General features: G+C 45.7%; 15 protein-coding genes and 1 tRNA gene. 4 read left to right on the top strand and 12 right to left on the bottom strand.

The window, feature by feature from the left end; genetic code table 11:
• Positions 1-312 precede the first annotated feature (312 nt).
• A complete protein-coding gene (locus L9Q39_RS02090) occupies positions 313-2,127 on the top strand; it encodes a hypothetical protein (RefSeq protein WP_237483479.1) in 1,815 nt (604 codons plus the stop codon).
• Between the two features lie 127 nt (positions 2,128-2,254).
• Here L9Q39_RS02090 and L9Q39_RS02085 read toward each other — a convergent pair.
• Positions 2,255-2,339 (bottom strand) — tRNA-Leu (locus tag L9Q39_RS02085).
• A 190-nt stretch (positions 2,340-2,529) separates the two neighbouring features.
• On the opposite strand from L9Q39_RS02085, the gene L9Q39_RS02080 reads away from it, so the two are divergent.
• Entirely contained in the window at positions 2,530-3,003 is a 474-nt protein-coding gene (locus L9Q39_RS02080) for an RDD family protein (protein WP_237483550.1), read from the top strand.
• 93 nt (positions 3,004-3,096) lie between these two features.
• On the opposite strand, the gene pgi is transcribed toward L9Q39_RS02080, so the two are convergent.
• A complete protein-coding gene (gene pgi / locus L9Q39_RS02075; protein WP_237483478.1) occupies positions 3,097-4,749 on the bottom strand; it encodes a glucose-6-phosphate isomerase in 1,653 nt (550 codons plus the stop codon).
• Positions 4,750-5,102: 353 nt separating this feature from the next.
• On the opposite strand from pgi, the gene L9Q39_RS02070 reads away from it, so the two are divergent.
• Positions 5,103-5,537, top strand: a complete 435-nt coding sequence (locus L9Q39_RS02070; protein ID WP_237483477.1) for a secondary thiamine-phosphate synthase enzyme YjbQ — start codon at positions 5,103-5,105, stop codon at positions 5,535-5,537.
• A gap of 42 nt (positions 5,538-5,579) precedes the next feature.
• On the opposite strand, the gene alr is transcribed toward L9Q39_RS02070, so the two are convergent.
• Entirely contained in the window at positions 5,580-6,656 is a 1,077-nt protein-coding gene (gene alr / locus L9Q39_RS02065) for an alanine racemase (protein ID WP_237483549.1), read from the bottom strand.
• Positions 6,657-6,673: 17 nt separating this feature from the next.
• The gene (locus L9Q39_RS02060) at positions 6,674-8,068 is read right to left on the bottom strand and encodes a replicative DNA helicase (RefSeq protein WP_237483476.1); all 1,395 of its coding nucleotides are present in this window, start codon (positions 8,066-8,068) and stop codon (positions 6,674-6,676) included.
• A gap of 291 nt (positions 8,069-8,359) precedes the next feature.
• Here L9Q39_RS02060 and L9Q39_RS02055 point away from each other — a divergent pair, with 291 nt between their 5' ends.
• Complete coding sequence (locus L9Q39_RS02055; protein WP_435532801.1) at positions 8,360-9,124, top strand: DUF481 domain-containing protein; 765 nt, start codon at positions 8,360-8,362, stop codon at positions 9,122-9,124.
• 66 nt (positions 9,125-9,190) lie between these two features.
• Here L9Q39_RS02055 and rplI read toward each other — a convergent pair whose 3' ends face one another.
• The 8 genes from rplI to kefG form a co-directional block, all read right to left on the bottom strand.
• The gene (rplI, locus tag L9Q39_RS02050) at positions 9,191-9,643 is read right to left on the bottom strand and encodes a 50S ribosomal protein L9 (protein ID WP_237483474.1); all 453 of its coding nucleotides are present in this window, start codon (positions 9,641-9,643) and stop codon (positions 9,191-9,193) included.
• A 33-nt stretch (positions 9,644-9,676) separates the two neighbouring features.
• Complete coding sequence (gene rpsR / locus L9Q39_RS02045; RefSeq protein WP_000090472.1) at positions 9,677-9,904, bottom strand: 30S ribosomal protein S18; 228 nt, start codon at positions 9,902-9,904, stop codon at positions 9,677-9,679.
• 95 nt (positions 9,905-9,999) lie between these two features.
• On the bottom strand, positions 10,000-10,380 hold the full coding sequence (rpsF, locus tag L9Q39_RS02040; protein WP_237483473.1) for a 30S ribosomal protein S6: 381 nt from the start codon (positions 10,378-10,380) through the stop codon (positions 10,000-10,002).
• 189 nt (positions 10,381-10,569) lie between these two features.
• Complete coding sequence (locus L9Q39_RS02035; protein ID WP_237483472.1) at positions 10,570-11,511, bottom strand: isoaspartyl peptidase/L-asparaginase family protein; 942 nt, start codon at positions 11,509-11,511, stop codon at positions 10,570-10,572.
• 525 nt (positions 11,512-12,036) lie between these two features.
• Positions 12,037-12,606 carry a peptidylprolyl isomerase gene (gene slyD, locus L9Q39_RS02030; protein WP_237483471.1) on the bottom strand — a complete coding sequence of 190 codons (570 nt, stop codon included), beginning with the start codon at positions 12,604-12,606 and terminating at the stop codon, positions 12,037-12,039.
• A gap of 175 nt (positions 12,607-12,781) precedes the next feature.
• A complete protein-coding gene (locus tag L9Q39_RS02025) occupies positions 12,782-12,982 on the bottom strand; it encodes a YheV family putative zinc ribbon protein (RefSeq protein WP_237483470.1) in 201 nt (66 codons plus the stop codon).
• A gap of 35 nt (positions 12,983-13,017) precedes the next feature.
• Positions 13,018-14,808, bottom strand: coding sequence for a glutathione-regulated potassium-efflux system protein KefB (kefB, locus tag L9Q39_RS02020; RefSeq protein WP_237483469.1), 1,791 nt, complete (start codon positions 14,806-14,808; stop codon positions 13,018-13,020).
• Positions 14,805-15,395, bottom strand: a complete 591-nt coding sequence (gene kefG, locus L9Q39_RS02015; RefSeq protein ID WP_237483468.1) for a glutathione-regulated potassium-efflux system ancillary protein KefG — start codon at positions 15,393-15,395, stop codon at positions 14,805-14,807. The genes kefB and kefG overlap by 4 nt, the downstream gene beginning before the upstream one ends.
• Between the last annotated feature and the right edge of the window lie 172 nt (positions 15,396-15,567).

Genomic DNA, 15,567 nt, shown 5'->3' with positions numbered 1-15,567 from the left:
GATTTTAAGATGAATAAACCACAAAGTCGCCACTCATCCAGTATATGAAAATGAATATCAAGCCAAAGTAAGACATTAACACTTTACAAACAAAAATCATCATTACTATCATCGACACGAGCGATTTCTAGTAATTTTGTCATTTACTCGAATTTTTGGAACGTAAATGGATTCAAAAGTCACAACCAAAACTATGAGATAAACCCTACAAACACACCAGAAAGCACCGGCCATATTAGAATCCTCGCTAATGATAGTATGCACAACACACTGATTCCTTATCTTTCCAACTTATAATAAAAGTGTGTATCTATGCGCCAATCAAAAGTAATGTTAACCACACCGAGCATACCTGTGCCCCTGAGAATACTAATACTTACCACTGCTCTGAGTTCCATGGGCTGTAGTGATGAAAACTCGTCATCGAAACCTGATGAAAGCCTCTCCTACTCGCTTTCTGCCACCAATCAGGTTGACACTGTTTCACGCAGTCGATGGGATGGTTATGACCTTGATGATATCAGCATAAAAAAAGTAAACGAAACAAGCATACAGCTGATCAATCACACACCAAGGTTTCTAGCCAATCCATTGCTTATGCTTAATCATTCTCTGTTCAAAGTTGAGCAATCTGTTCAACCCTTTGAAGTCATCACTCTTGAGTTGCCGCAACACATCATGCCTTTGAGCACTGCGCAATATGTCGAGGAGCAACCCTTCTTTAAAGCGCAGGTAGCGGCCTATGTGGATCCGAATGAAAGTAGTGATACCTATAGTGAACCCACATTAGAAAACATCGACCAATACGAAAAAGAGTTACGTGGTCTTAAGAATGTGCTGAACAACTACACCTACAGCAAGGAGTTTGTCTATTATATCGAAGAATATATGTCGGCAACGACATCGCAGACCCAGCTTACGAAAGAACAACTTGCTAAAGGACAATGGTGTGAGTTGCACCAAACTACGCACTCTCTTTTCTCACTACCTTCAAGTGGTGACTTTGCTCAATTTAAAGCTAACGATACTTCATCCAATAGCGATAAGCATTTGAGTTATATGATCCATAAACCAAGCGCCAGATACGGGATGCTTAATTCTGGTGGTTGGGGGCAAGCGACTATAGCTGATGGTTGGTTAGCCGTTCGAGATTTCCGCTTGCCTACAGAAGGTGCTGTTGCGCCAAAAGATACCTTTTTACATGAAAAAATGCACAACCATGGCTTTAATCACAGTGGAGGAATGACCTATGGTTATCCGGCACAAATCACTAACTTTGTGAGCCAATATTGGGGCGATAACTTCTATCAATTAGGCGCCGTAGAACAAGAAACACCGAGTTTAGCCGTGTTTTACCAAACCCAAGCTAGTGAAGAAGGCGTCAAAATAGCCTTTGAATTTGTCGATAAACAAGCCGATAGCGACTCAAGCAAAAGTATTGACCAGTTTTTACTGGTTGTTACCGACAGCCTTATGCTAAAAAGTGCTGAGCATATTGACTCCCAACAAGTCACAACACGACTTAACGCCGATAAAATAGCCAATGATGGTAATAGCTATATTTTTGATCAGATACCGACGATAACAGCACAAACTGTCGATGATATAAATAGTGCCGACTATCAAGCAGAAAAACTGGTGTTAACCTTTGCAACCCCCACCTCAGGGCAAGCAAATAGCATTGCTGCACCAACCACTCTTATGTTGAGCGCAGGCAGCAGCGACAACTTTATGCAGCAAGCGAATATCATCGTGAACTACCCCGGAACATTAGGCTATTTCACTCAAAATGACGAATACGAGTTTGACGGTCAGTATGTCTACACGGAAAAAGAAACGCTAGCCGATCCAGAAACTCAAGTGTTCACCCAAGACTATAAAACGTTCACACCAGAGCAAGCGTCAGATTATTGTGCAGAGAAACAACTCACTCTAGGACGACTTCAGCCTTGGGGATCAGAAGCTATGATGCAACTGCAGAGTGACTTTTATATTTATGGCTCACAGGTAGGCTTGTCATACGAAACGGGTGAACCTATTGCCGTCTCCGTACCGACGACATATCGCCCTAATTTTATTACTGAAGTGGCAGAAGGAGCCTTGATCGTCTGTGATAAGACAAACTAGCGATTTGGTGCTAGGTACTTTTTAATTTGCGAACAGTCTCTTGTTTAAAAAGGTATAATTGCAAACTTTTGATTAGCCTTAGATACAAAAAAGCCCCAGCGTTAGCTGAGGCTTTTTTGTTTAAATATGGTACCGGTGGGCGGACTTGAACCGCCACGCCCGAAGGCAACGGATTTTGAATCCGTCGTGTATACCAATTTCACCACACCGGCATCTTGGACTAATGTCCTTTGATGTTTGGCATTATACGTATGCCGTCGTTATGCGCAAGCGTAAAACACGCAATGCGCTTTTGTTTGCTGATTATTTCGCCACTCTGTGAGCTACTTCGGTGCTATGGGGTTTTCTCCGCAAGCAAGCTTGGCTATTCTGTGAGCCTACGGATTTTATATGAGTGATTCCATGAACGCACAATCTCTTCCTCCTGCTGGTCTTATTCGACGTTTGGCGGCTTTTGTCTATGATAGTTTCATTATTGCTGCGGTGGTTATGATGGCCGCTGGTGTGGTTGTCGCTTTACTGCAAGCCTTGGTTGCATCGGGAGTAATAAGCTACGCTCCCTATACCGATGTGGGCGACTTTCTAACATCTCATCCTTTCTGGGGACCGATTTATACTGCTTACCTTGCCATTGTCTGGATTGGTTTTCTCACTTTTTTCTGGGTAAGAGCCGGACAAACTCTTGGCATGCGAGCATGGAAACTTGAATTGCAAAACGAGCAAGGTGGACGAATCAGCACCACTCAAGCACTCATTCGTATTGCTACCTCAGCCTTTGGTCTCGCTAACTTACTGGTGCCCCTTGATCCACAAAAGCGTGGCTTTCATGATATTTGGGCCAAGACGCAAGTCGTGGTGCTGCCAAAAGCTCGCTAGGGCGAGCAATAGCAAGCTAAGTTATCAGACACAAAAAGTCATCAGACACAAAAAAAGCGCCTTATTCGGCGCTTTTTTGTTATTTCTCAATCATTAGGCTTTGAATGCTTTATACGCATTAATAAGACCGTTGGTTGAGCTATCGTGTGAGCTGATGGCACTGTCATCTGCTAGCTCTGGAAGGATTTGGTTCGCCAGTTGCTTACCAAGCTCTACACCCCACTGATCAAAGCTAAAGATATTCCAAATCACACCTTGGGTGAAGATCTTGTGTTCATACATGGCAATCAAGCTACCCAATGAACGAGGAGTGATCTGTTTTACCAAGATAGAGTTCGTTGGTCGGTTGCCCTCAAACACTTTAAATGGAACTAGGTCTTTTACCTCATCAGCGCTCTTACCGGCGGCTGTGAACTCCGCTTCCACCGTCTGTTTAGACTTACCGAATGCTAATGCTTCTGTTTGAGCAAAGAAGTTAGACATCAATTTCTGATGGTGATCACTCACTTGGTTATGAGAGAGTGCTGGCGCGATAAAGTCACATGGAATCAGCTTGGTGCCTTGGTGAATCAACTGATAGAAGGCGTGCTGACCGTTAGTACCCGGTTCACCCCAAATAATTGGACCTGTTTGGTAATCCACGGCATCGCCGTTACGGTCAGTAAACTTACCATTAGATTCCATGTTACCTTGTTGGAAATACGCAGCAAAACGATGCATGTACTGGTCGTACGGCAGAATCGCTTCTGACTCTGCACCATGGAAGTTATTGTACCAAATGCCGATCAACGCCAAGATAACCGGTACGTTGTCCGCAAGATCGGTTTCAGCAAAGTGCTTATCCATATCATGCGCGCCCGCTAGCAACTCTATAAAGTTGTCGTAGCCAACGGCAAGGACAATTGAAAGACCAATTGCTGACCATAGTGAATAGCGACCGCCAACCCAATCCCAGAACTCAAACATGTTGTCGGTATCGATACCAAACTCAGATACGGCTGTCGCATTGGTAGAGAGTGCCGCAAAGTGCTTGGCGACATGTGCCTCATCCGACGCGGACGCAAGGAACCAATCGCGTGCCGAGTGTGCGTTGGTCATGGTTTCTTGAGTCGTGAATGTTTTTGAAGCCACTAGGAATAACGTGGTTTCTGGATTCACTTTCTTGAGTGTTTCTGCGATATGAGTGCCATCAACGTTCGACACAAAGTGCATGTTGAGATGGTTGGTGTAAGGGGCTAACGCCTCAGTCACCATGTATGGACCTAAGTCCGAACCACCGATACCAATGTTAACCACATCCGTGATCGCCTTACCCGTATAACCTTTCCAGTCACCAGAGATGATGCGCTCAGAGAAGCCTTTCATTTTCTCTAGTACAGCGTTGACCGCTGGCATCACATCTTCGCCATTGACCATGATCGGTGTATTACTGCGGTTTCTTAGCGCAACGTGCAGTACGGAACGACCCTCAGTTTGGTTGATGGTGTCGCCAGAGAACATCGCTTTAATCGCACTTTGTAGATCGGTCTCATTCGCTAATGCAAACAGGTGCTGCATGGTTTCTTCAGTGATAAGGTTCTTGGAGTAGTCCAGCAACATATCAGAGCCAAAGCTTGTAGAGAATGTATTAAAGCGCTCTGCATCTTGAGCAAATAGCTCACCCAGTTCTAGGTCTTGAGCGGATTCAAAATGCGCAGTCAATGCCTGCCAAGCTTTGGTATGTGTCGGGTTAATGTTTTTCAACATGGTTTATCGTCCTAATTTATTTTTACTGTTTGCTTACTTCCCCCCAAGGAAGTAAGCCCCCCATTTCAATGGATTCTGTCGCAAATAGCGTTAGCTTTATCGACTCACCTTTCACTGATAACTGCACTAATATTAGTTCGTTAAGCTCGCTTTAGTCACAATCTAGCTTAATCAGGCTGCAAGTCAGTTTAATGAAACGCAATATAATCAAATAAAACTAACCACCACTTAATATGTGGTGGAAAGAAGAATAACTTCAATCTACCCAGCCAACCCTGTCCTAAGACAAACTTGAACTCCCTCACTATACAAAAGTATTATCATCAGTAACAACTCTCAGTTAAGGATTCTCTATGTGGCAACAGCAAACCCTATACTTTCAACAGTATACACGAGGCTTCCATCTCATCACATCAGAGGTGGTAAAGCAGTTACCACAGATTGAAGACTATCGTTGTGGCATGCTGCATCTTTTTATGCAGCACACTTCTGCAAGCTTAACACTGAATGAAAATGCCGATCCTACCGTGCGTCAGGATATGGAAGCGCACTTTAATCACTTTGTGCCGGAGAATGCGCCTTATTACCGACATACCTATGAGGGTTGGGATGATATGCCCGCTCATATCAAAAGCTCACTCTTAGGCGTTAACATAACCATACCTATTATCAATGGACGCTTGGCTTTAGGGACTTGGCAGGGGATTTATCTGGGTGAGCATAGAAATCATGGGGGTGAACGCCAAGTCATCGCGATGCTACAAGGAGAATGCTACAGAGGGAATTAAGGTAGCTAGGTTCGCTACCTTAATAAAGCAGGGGAGATTCAATTACTGGTGATAACACATCTCGACACGAGACGTCAGCTTAGTCACCAATTCGTATGCGATGGTGCCGATATAGTGAGCCACTTGCTCTGCGGGAAGTGCCTCGCCCCAAAGCGTCGCTTCATCACCGACTTTATCTACTGCATCCGGTCCAAGGTCGACGGTCAGCATATCCATGGAGACTCGCCCAGCGATAGGCACAATGCGACCATTCACTAACACTGGCGTGCCATTAGGTGCCGTTCTTGGGTAGCCATCACCATAACCAATGGCGATAACACCCACTTTAGTGTCTCGCTCGCTGGTCCAAATGCCACCGTAACCAACACTTTCGCCTTTTTTTACCTCACGCACAGCAATAAGATGCGACTTTAGCGTCATTACTGGCTGATATCCCAGATCTTGGGCATTTTTCTCCACAAATGGGGACACGCCATACATGATAATACCAGGTCGAATCCAATCGTAATGACTCATCGGCCATGCCAAAAAGCCAGCTGATGCCGCCATGGAACGCTCGCCATTTTGCTGTGAGGTCAATCTTTCAAACAAGGCAATTTGTTCATTGGTGACTGAATTATCTAATTCATCAGCACTACCAAAGTGGCTCATATAACGCAGAGGTTTCGCCACGTTCGGGCAACGGTTTAGGCGCTCTACAAACTCGGTGTACTGCTCTTCACGGATGCCAAGGCGGTGCATACCGCTGTCAATCTTTAACCAGACAACAACGGGGACATCAAGTTCAGCCTGTTCAAGCGCTTCAAGCTGCTCAACACAATGAATCACTGTTTGGATATTGTTGGTCACCAAGATAGGCAAATCGTTAGCAGAATAGAAGCCTTCCAGTAGCAAAATTGACTTCACAATCCCTGTCATACGCAGTTGCAGAGCTTCCTCAATGCGAGCGACGCCAAAACCATCCGCCTGAGTGGCATGTTTAGCGATCGTATTCAGACCATGACCATAACCATTGGCTTTTACCACCGCCATGACTTTGCTGTTCGGCGCTTCTTGTTTGATGCGCTGCAAGTTATGAGACAACGCAGATAAATTAATATGTGCGGTGGCCGCTTTCATATAACTCATACGCTGCCCTACTCTTCGTCAAACGCAGGACCTGCGTAATTGTCAAAGCGCGAGTATTGACCTTGGAATGTTAAACGTACCGAGCCGATAGGACCGTTACGTTGCTTACCTATGATGATTTCTGCAATCCCTTTTAGAGTGCTGTCCGGATGATAAACCTCATCACGATAGATAAACATGATTAAGTCCGCATCCTGCTCGATCGAGCCTGATTCACGCAAATCCGAGTTTACTGGACGCTTATCGGCTCGTTGCTCCAAGGAACGGTTAAGCTGGGAAAGCGCCACCACAGGCACATTAAGTTCTTTGGCCAAGGCTTTGAGTGAGCGTGAGATCTCAGCGATTTCCAAGGTACGGTTATCGGACAATGACGGAACGCGCATTAACTGCAAGTAGTCGACCATGATAAGGCTTAAACCACCATGTTCACGTGCGATACGTCGTGCACGGCTTCTCAGTTCCGTTGGAGTCAGACCTGAACTGTCGTCGATGAACATGTTTTTCTTTTCCATCAACAAGCCCATGGTAGTCGAGATCTTCGCCCAATCTTCGTCATCAAGTTGACCTGTACGGATCTTAGTTTGGTCAACGCGTGAAAGCGATGCCAGCATACGCATCATCAACTGATCCGCTGGCATCTCTAGCGAGAAAATTAGCACCGGTTTCTCTTGCGCCATTGCGGCATTTTCGCACAGGTTCATGGCAAAGGTGGTTTTACCCATCGACGGTCTTGCCGCAACAATAACCAAGTCAGAACCTTGCAGACCGGCGGTTTTCTTGTTGAGATCATTAAAGCCCGTGTTAACACCGGTGACGCCATCTTGCGGGGTTTTATAGAGGATTTCGATGCGCTCAAGGGTCTTTTCAAGAATAGAGTCCACGTTCTGTGGTCCCTCATTCTCACTGGTGCGTCCCTCTGCGATAGCAAATACTTTGCTCTCGGCAAGGTTAAGCAGTTCGTCCGAGTCTCGACCTTGAGGATCATAGCCTGAGTCAGCAATCTCATTGGCGACACCAATGAGGCTTCTCACTAAGGCACGTTCCGCAACGATACCAGCATAAGCGTTAATGTTGGCGGCACTCGGGGTGTTTTTAGCCAGATCCGTTAGATAAGCAAAGCCCCCAACATCTTCAAGCTGTTCGCGCTGCTCTAGGTATTCAGATAGGGTGATCAAGTCAAGAGGATGACTATCTTCCAGCAACGCCTTAATACCTTCAAAAATAAGGCGATGTGGGCGACTGTAAAAATCAGAAGCGACAACCTTTTCCGCGACTGTGTCCCAGCGAGCATTATCTAATAAAAGACCACCAAGCACAGACTGCTCTGCTTCAAGCGAATGTGGAGGTACTTTGATCGCATCCACTTGAGCATCTTTGACTTTTTGATTTCGGTTTTCCGCCATGACCCTATCCGACTAATCCCACTACAAACTACAGCCGACCATTATACTTAAATTAGGCGTTACCTAAAGCAAAGAAACTCACTGACTTTATACCCAAGTCACCTCAAGATACGAGGTTCAACTAGGTCCTTGAGGTAACTTGGGTATAGACACTATTTGACAGTAAAATTTGACCTATTGCTGACGATCGGCGAATATTCGATAAATATAATCCGTACCCCATCTTTTAATCGCGAGGTTCTAGTGCCAAAAAAGTTACTGCTTAGTCTGTGCTTAGTGACTGCGCCTGCGATATTTGCTGAAGAGTTTTCTTCCACTGCCACTGTTTCTGCCACTGTTTCTGCCACTGATAGTGATGGTGACAGTGACGAAACTTCCCCACCGCCAAAGCCATTACACTCAGAGATAGAGTTTGGTTATCAATCTCACTCAGGTAACACAGACTCGCAATCCCTGAATGCGCGCATCGCGGCGGAATACATAGAAGGACGCCACCGTACCAGTGGTGAATGGAAATACTATCAGCTTTACAAAGATGGGGAAGAGGACAAAAACCAACACAACTACTTGGCACAAAGCGACTATAAGCTGGGGCCCCGTAGCTATTTGTATGGTAACTATAACGGCGTGAGTTCGTTATATAACTCCTATTATGAAGACCATACGCTGTCTATCGGTTTTGGTTATCAGTTGAGTAATACTGAGCAATTGCTATTGGAATTCGAAGCCGGTCCGGGTTATCGCTATCAAGAGCCTAATTTGGATGAAATTGATGATGATGACATTATCTTTCCCAATACGGTGAAAGAAGCCATCGTAAGAGCAAACCTCAACTTAGTGTGGAATCCTCTCGCCACGCTCTCATTCGGCAGTAAGTTGACCGTGACAATGGGTGATAGTAACTCTCGTTATGACACCGAGCTCAATGCGACCAATGCCATTACCGAAACCATTGCACTGAAGATTGTCTACAGCAGTCAGTATCACGATAAAGTGCCCGGTGATCTGAGTAAAAATGACAGCATTTTCACTGTTAATCTACTATTCAAATTCTAATTCTATTTTTCAGACATAAAAAAACACCCGCCGAAGCGGGTGTTTTGGTGTTCTTGTAACTGAAAATTACTCAGCAGCAACAACTTGTAGGTTGATAGTAGCAAATACTTCAGAATGAAGTTGGATGCTGATTTCAAACTCACCAGTTGTACGTAGAGCACCTTCAGGTAGGCGAACTTCGCTCTTAGCAACTTCAACGCCAGCCGCAGTGATTGCGTCAGCGATGTCACGAGTACCGATAGAACCGAATAGTTTGCCTTCGTCACCAGCTTTAGAAGCGATAACAACAGCTTCTAGAGCGTTAACTTTCTCAGCGCGCGCTTCAGAAGCAGTTAGTTGCTCAGCAACTTTAGCTTCTAGTTCAGCACGACGAGCTTCGAACATTTCAACGTTAGATTTAGTTGCCATTACAGCCTTACCTTGTGGGATAAGGAAGTTACGAGCGTAACCAGATTTAACGTTAACTGTATCGCCAAGACCACCTAGGTTACCGATTTTATCAAGTAGAATAACTTGCATTGCTTAATCCTCTTTCTAAATAAACGGTGCCGATTACTGATGCTTGTCAGTGTAAGGCAGTAGAGCTAGGTAGCGTGAACGCTTGATTGCACGAGCTAGCTGACGTTGATACTTAGCGCTAGTACCAGTGATACGGCTAGGTACGATTTTACCAGCTTCAGTGATGTAGTTTTTAAGAGTTGCTACGTCTTTGTAATCAATCTCTTGTACGCCTTCTGCAGTGAAACGGCAGAATTTACGACGACGGAAGAAACGAGCCATGGGCTATCTCCTGATCTTAAATTTGAGTCTTGTTGCAGCAATAACCTGCCTGTAAACAGTCAGAGTTATTACCTCGAACTAACTAGAGTAATAAATTACTCAGCTGCTGCTTCTTGGCTAGCTTCGCTGCGCTCTTCACGACGAGGAGCACGCTCTTCTTTCTGCTTAAGCATGATAGAAGGCTCAGTGATAGCTGCTTTAGTACGCATAATCATGTTACGTAGAACTGCATCGTTAAAACGGAAAGCAGTTTCTAGCTCATCAATAGCTTCTTGTGGCGCTTCAACGTTCATAAGAACGTAGTGAGCTTTGTGAAGCTTGTTGATTGGGTAAGCCAGTTGACGACGACCCCAATCTTCTAGACGGTGGATAGTACCGCCAACTTCAGTGATAGAACCAGTGTAACGCTCGATCATGCCAGCAACTTGCTCGCTTTGATCAGGGTGCACCATGAATACGATTTCGTAATGACGCATAGGTTGCTCCTTACGGATTATTAGCTTCCACGAGTGGCCCGGTCGTCCAGAGGAAGCAAGGAACGAATAAAATTGACCGAGAAATAAGGACGGCAGATGTTACTGAATGAGTGAGAAATAAGCAAGCGATTTTATGTGCAATTTTTCAATCAACATCAGCTGGCACTGTATTCCGCACACCCGTGCGAATTATTCATCGGCATAGATCTTCACCAGCAATTCATTATCACTATTTAATGAGGCGCGATACATGCCAGAACTGTTCATTGCAAAATGGATATTCCCCTGCGCATCCACCGCGATCAAACCACCCTCTCCACCCATGGTTTTTAGCTCACCTTGAATAACACTTTCACAAGCTTGGTGAATATCCTCTTTAAGATAACGCATACGCGCCGCCACATCGCTCGCGACCGTTTTACGAATAAAATACTCACCCATCCCCGTCGTAGACACCGCCACGTTGCCATTTTCCGCAAAGGTACCTGCGCCAATAATCGCCGTGTCACCAACACGCCCATACTGCTTGTTGGTGATGCCTCCGGTACTGGTCGCCGCAGCAAGGTTCCCTTGCTTATCTAAAGCGACGGCTCCAACAGTGCCATACTTTTTATCATCCGGATATTTAGACTCAGAGAGCGCAAACTGCCCTTTCTGTTTCATCGACATCAACTGCTCATAGCGTCGTTCTGTGTAGAAATAGTCTTGCTCGGTGTAGTCATGACCATTTTCAAAGGCAAACTTTTCAGCGCCCTCACCAATCAGCATCACATGCTCGCTATCCAACATCACATCTTTAGCCAGTTCAATCGGGTTTTTAATATGCTTAATGCCCGCTACCGCACCGGCGTCCATTTGCTTGCCATGCATCACCGACGCATCCATTTCGACCATTTCAGTATGGGTTAATACCGAACCTTTTCCGGCATTAAACAATGGCGAGTCTTCTAATACCTTCACCGCAACCACAGCCGCGTCTAAAGCATCGGCACCCGTTCGCAACAATGTCTCGCCCGCCTGTACAGCTCGAGCTAGGGTTTCTGTGATTTCTTGATGCAACTCTGGTGTCATCTGCTCGCGTAAAATCGTGCCAGCACCGCCATGAACGGCAATAGCAAAGGGTTGGGACATACCGACTTCCTTGTGATTGAGTTTTGGATTGTGAGGTATTAATAGCAAAAGCCAAACTTTATTGGTAGTGCTGAGGTTGTCGGAATATGAAGGAGGAAGTATCTGAGTCTTTCTGCATTCCCCCCCTCTTTACTTTAATATCTATCGTCATCCCTGCATTATATAACGTCACCCCTGCACTATATAACGTCATCCCTGTGAAGGCAGGGACCTACTCACCACAAGCGCCCCACTCAGCTAGATTCCTGCCTTCGCGGGAAAGACGTAAATAAACAGGAAGGACGTAAATAAACAGGAAGGACGTAAACAGTGGGAAAACACAGTGGCTCAAAGAGATAGAAGCCGAAAGGTGAAAGCTGTGAAAAACTTAAATTCTAAAAGATTCAAAAACCTAGATTCACACGAGAACATTGGCAATGCGGCGAGATAAATGTTGGAATCGCTCGAATAGTCGAACTCTATAAAAAATGAAATGCTGACATAAAATAAGACCTCCAAAATGGAGGCCTTATTAAAAAGATAAGATTAGTGAGACTTGCAGTCACCACCGCCACCGCAGCAGCCTTCTTTCTCTTCACCTTCGTCGCTGCTACAACAGCCTTCTTCACCGTCACCGCCACAGCAACCACCGCCTTGGTGGATGTGACCGTGTTCGATTTCTTCCGCTGTCGCTTCACGAATTGCAACCACTTCAACGTCAAACGTCAAAGTTTGACCTGCAAGCATATGGTTGCCATCAACCACAACTTCATCACCATCAACTTCTGTTACTTCAACAGGAATTGGACCTTGGTCAGTATCCGCTAGGAAGCGCATGCCTACTTCAATTTCATCCACACCTTGGAATACGTCAGCAGGGACACGTTGAACAAGTGCGTCGTTGTGTTCGCCGTATGCGTCTTCTGGAGTCACAGTTGCAGAGAACTTCTCACCCGCTTCTTTGCCTTCTAGCTCTTTTTCTAGACCTACGATTAAGTTGTTATGACCGTGTAGGTAATCTAGAGGTGCATCAACAGTAGACTGGTCTACAACAACACCGTCTTCAGTTTTTACTTGGTACGCTAGGCTTACTACCGAGTTTTGAGTAATTTTCATGTCAACTCCAAATGATTGGCTTAGAGGAATGTCCTCAACAAAAAGTGCCGCACGTTGGCGGCCTATGCTTGTCATTATACCTAAGTTACCTCAAGATGCGAGGTTCAGCGAGGTCCTCTGAACTCTGCATCTTGAGGTAACTCAGATATATGGGGGATTAAAAATGGAAACTCAATCATTGCGGCTTAAAAATGCCAATCAATTCCTCACTACCACGTTCACTCTGCTCAACAGATTTTGGCTTTCTCTGCTCGGTGAACTGACATTCAACACACTCTACCCACTCAATATTTTGCTCAATCCACCAGCGCAGGCTGTCTTGTTGTGAACACTTGGGACAGACCGCTCCAGCAATAAATCGTTTTTTCATAATCACTACTCTTGTAACGCTTCCAGTTGAGCTTTTTGGATTTAATCCCAAAAATTTCTCGATTGACGATCGTTCTCCATTTCACGATCGAATATTTCTTCTAATTCTTTACGTGCCTCTTTTGAACGCTGGGCAAGTTGTTTATCTTCACTATGCTGAGGTAATAGCTCTTTCAGCATGGCATTATCTAATTTTTTGAAATGCGCTTCGGCGCGTTTGGCTTCATAAGGATGAAAGCCCAGTTCGATAAGTGTTTGACGACCAAGATCCAAAGCGCCTAAGAAAGTTTCTCGAGAATAGGAACTGACGCCATGGCTCATTAATTGATACGCTTCCACACGACTGCGTGCGCGAGCCAACACTTTAAGATTGGGAAAATGTTGATGGCAAATATCGACCACATTCATCACCTCTTCCGGTGAATCGGTACACACCACAATCGCTTCCGCTCGTTCAGCTCCTGCGGAGCGCAGCAGGTCAATCTGAGTCGCATCACCATAAAACACCTTATAGCCATACTTCCTTAACAGATGGATCTGACTGGCATCGCTTTCTAAAATCGTCACCCTCACCTTGTTGGCATACATCAAGCGACCAACGATCTGCCCAAAGCGACCAAAGCCGGCAATAATGACTTTAGGTTGACGATCTTCAACATCGCTTTGTAGTGACTCAAACTCTTGTGGATTGAGCGAGCGCTCAAACCACTTTTTCTGCGCCATCAACAGCAGCGGCGTAGTCACCATCGACAAGCTGACCACGACCAATAAAAACGACGATTCATTCTGTGCGAGTAGCCCCTGACTGCTCGCAGCGGTAAAAATCACAAAGGCAAATTCACCACCTTGGCTCAAAATTGCCGCCATCTTGCTGCGCGCTTTAGCGCGAATACCAAATAAACGAGCGAGTAAATAGAGCAGCAAGCCTTTAATCACAATCAATGCCGTCACGGCTGCCAAAATTTCCAATGGTGAAGCAAACAGCAGACCGAGATTCACCGCCATACCCACGGCGATAAAAAACAGCCCCAATAGCAAACCTTTAAATGGCTCTATAGCGGTTTCCAGCTCATGACGATATTCACTCTCCGCTAACAGCACTCCAGCCAAGAATGTCCCCAATGCCATAGAAAGACCGAGCTTTTGCATAAAGGTCGCAATACCAATCACCAAAAGCAGCGCCGCCACGGTGAAGAGTTCGCGCACGCCACTGAGCAAAACATAACGAAACAGAGGACGAATCAGGTAATGACCGCCAATCACTAAGCCTGCAACCCCTGCCAACATCCACAAAATATCATCCCAATTACCACTGGTATTGCCTGCTAATACCGGCAACATGGCGAGCATAGGAATCACGGCAATGTCTTGGAATAATAGAACCGCAAAGCCGGACTGACCTGTCTCTCCCCCGGCTAGCCCTTGCTCTTCAATCACTCGTAATGCAATCGCGGTTGAAGAGAGCGCTAACCCCATACCGATAACAAGACTGGTTTGCCAACTAAGCCCAAACATAGAAACTAACGCGGAGAGTACGCATGTGGTCACCACAACTTGCGCTCCTCCTAATCCCAATATCGGTACTCGCATCTGCCACAGTTTTTTCGGGTTGAGTTCCAGTCCAATTAAAAACAGCAGTAAAACCACACCAAACTCGGCGAAGTGTAAGATTTCATCCACATCACTAATCAGTCCGAGTCCCCATGGACCAATTGCGATACCGGCAAGCAAATAGCCGAGTACCGAGCCTAACCCCAAACGCTGAGCAATCGGCACCGCCACCACCGCCGCGCCAAGAAAAATCACACTGCTTTGCAACAGGTCATTGGTCATAATTGCTCCCCCTTGTTCTCTTCCGAAATGTCTACAACGGGGTTAAGCAGCCAATGGCGGTATCGCTTGGCATGCTGCTGCTGGGTTTGTTGGTCGACTCGCCGCGCCCAATAAAGCACTAAGGGCTCCACCCAATGCATCTTACAAAGGGCGGCGGTCAACTCGAAAGGTTGCAAGATTTGCTCTAAGGGATATTTGTTGTAACCGGTTTGGCTAAAAGCCGATTTCTGGCCTCCGGTCGTAATGACACTGCGCCAAATCTTGCCTTCAAGGGCGCAATCATCGCCAAACGCAAAGCCTTTGCCCACAACGCGATCAATCCACTCTTTAAGTAATGCAGGACACGAGTACATATAGAGCGGGTGTTGAAACACAATAACGTCATGCTCAAGCAACAGTTGGTGTTCGGCTTTGACGTCGATAAAAAAGTCGGGATAGAGAGAGTAGAGATCACGGAATGTCACATGACTCAAACCTTTAATCGCCTCAACCAGCATTTGATTGACCACAGAGTTGTGTGGCTCAGGGTGAGCATAAACGACGAGGACTTTGCCGCTACGGGGGATCTGGCTGTTTGCGTACTTCATTCCGTGAAATGTTCCCTTTTATCGCGTTGATCATTGTTTTGCTGCTTTGCTTCTCGCGCTTTAAATCAAGTTGTTAATGGTTGGTTAAGTATACGTATCTAATCTGGGTTTTCCCATCATAACGCAAAACGGATAATGATCGACATTTATCCGCTTTGCCCCTAGTATTCGA

The sequence above is a fragment of the Vibrio hippocampi genome, assembly GCF_921292975.1.
In the GTDB taxonomy this organism is placed as follows: Bacteria; Pseudomonadota; Gammaproteobacteria; order Enterobacterales; family Vibrionaceae; genus Vibrio; species Vibrio hippocampi.
This window is presented reverse-complemented; position numbering and strand designations above follow the sequence as displayed.

Excerpts from the sequence above, each read along its gene's own strand:
- pgi (WP_237483478.1), bottom strand. The coding sequence starts at position 4,749 with ATGTTGAAAAACATTAACCCGACACATACCAAAGCTTGGCAGGCATTG.
- kefB (WP_237483469.1), bottom strand. The coding sequence starts at position 14,808 with ATGACCAATGACCTGTTGCAAAGCAGTGTGATTTTTCTTGGCGCGGCG.
- rpsF (WP_237483473.1), bottom strand. The coding sequence starts at position 10,380 with ATGCGTCATTACGAAATCGTATTCATGGTGCACCCTGATCAAAGCGAG.
- L9Q39_RS02060 (WP_237483476.1), bottom strand. The coding sequence starts at position 8,068 with ATGGCGGAAAACCGAAATCAAAAAGTCAAAGATGCTCAAGTGGATGCG.
- rpsR (WP_000090472.1), bottom strand. The coding sequence starts at position 9,904 with ATGGCTCGTTTCTTCCGTCGTCGTAAATTCTGCCGTTTCACTGCAGAA.
- slyD (WP_237483471.1), bottom strand. The coding sequence starts at position 12,606 with ATGAAAATTACTCAAAACTCGGTAGTAAGCCTAGCGTACCAAGTAAAA.
- L9Q39_RS02090 (WP_237483479.1), top strand. The coding sequence starts at position 313 with ATGCGCCAATCAAAAGTAATGTTAACCACACCGAGCATACCTGTGCCC.
- L9Q39_RS02080 (WP_237483550.1), top strand. The coding sequence starts at position 2,530 with ATGAACGCACAATCTCTTCCTCCTGCTGGTCTTATTCGACGTTTGGCG.
- L9Q39_RS02070 (WP_237483477.1), top strand. The coding sequence starts at position 5,103 with ATGTGGCAACAGCAAACCCTATACTTTCAACAGTATACACGAGGCTTC.
- alr (WP_237483549.1), bottom strand. The coding sequence starts at position 6,656 with ATGAAAGCGGCCACCGCACATATTAATTTATCTGCGTTGTCTCATAAC.
- L9Q39_RS02035 (WP_237483472.1), bottom strand. The coding sequence starts at position 11,511 with ATGTCCCAACCCTTTGCTATTGCCGTTCATGGCGGTGCTGGCACGATT.
- kefG (WP_237483468.1), bottom strand. The coding sequence starts at position 15,395 with ATGAAGTACGCAAACAGCCAGATCCCCCGTAGCGGCAAAGTCCTCGTC.
- rplI (WP_237483474.1), bottom strand. The coding sequence starts at position 9,643 with ATGCAAGTTATTCTACTTGATAAAATCGGTAACCTAGGTGGTCTTGGC.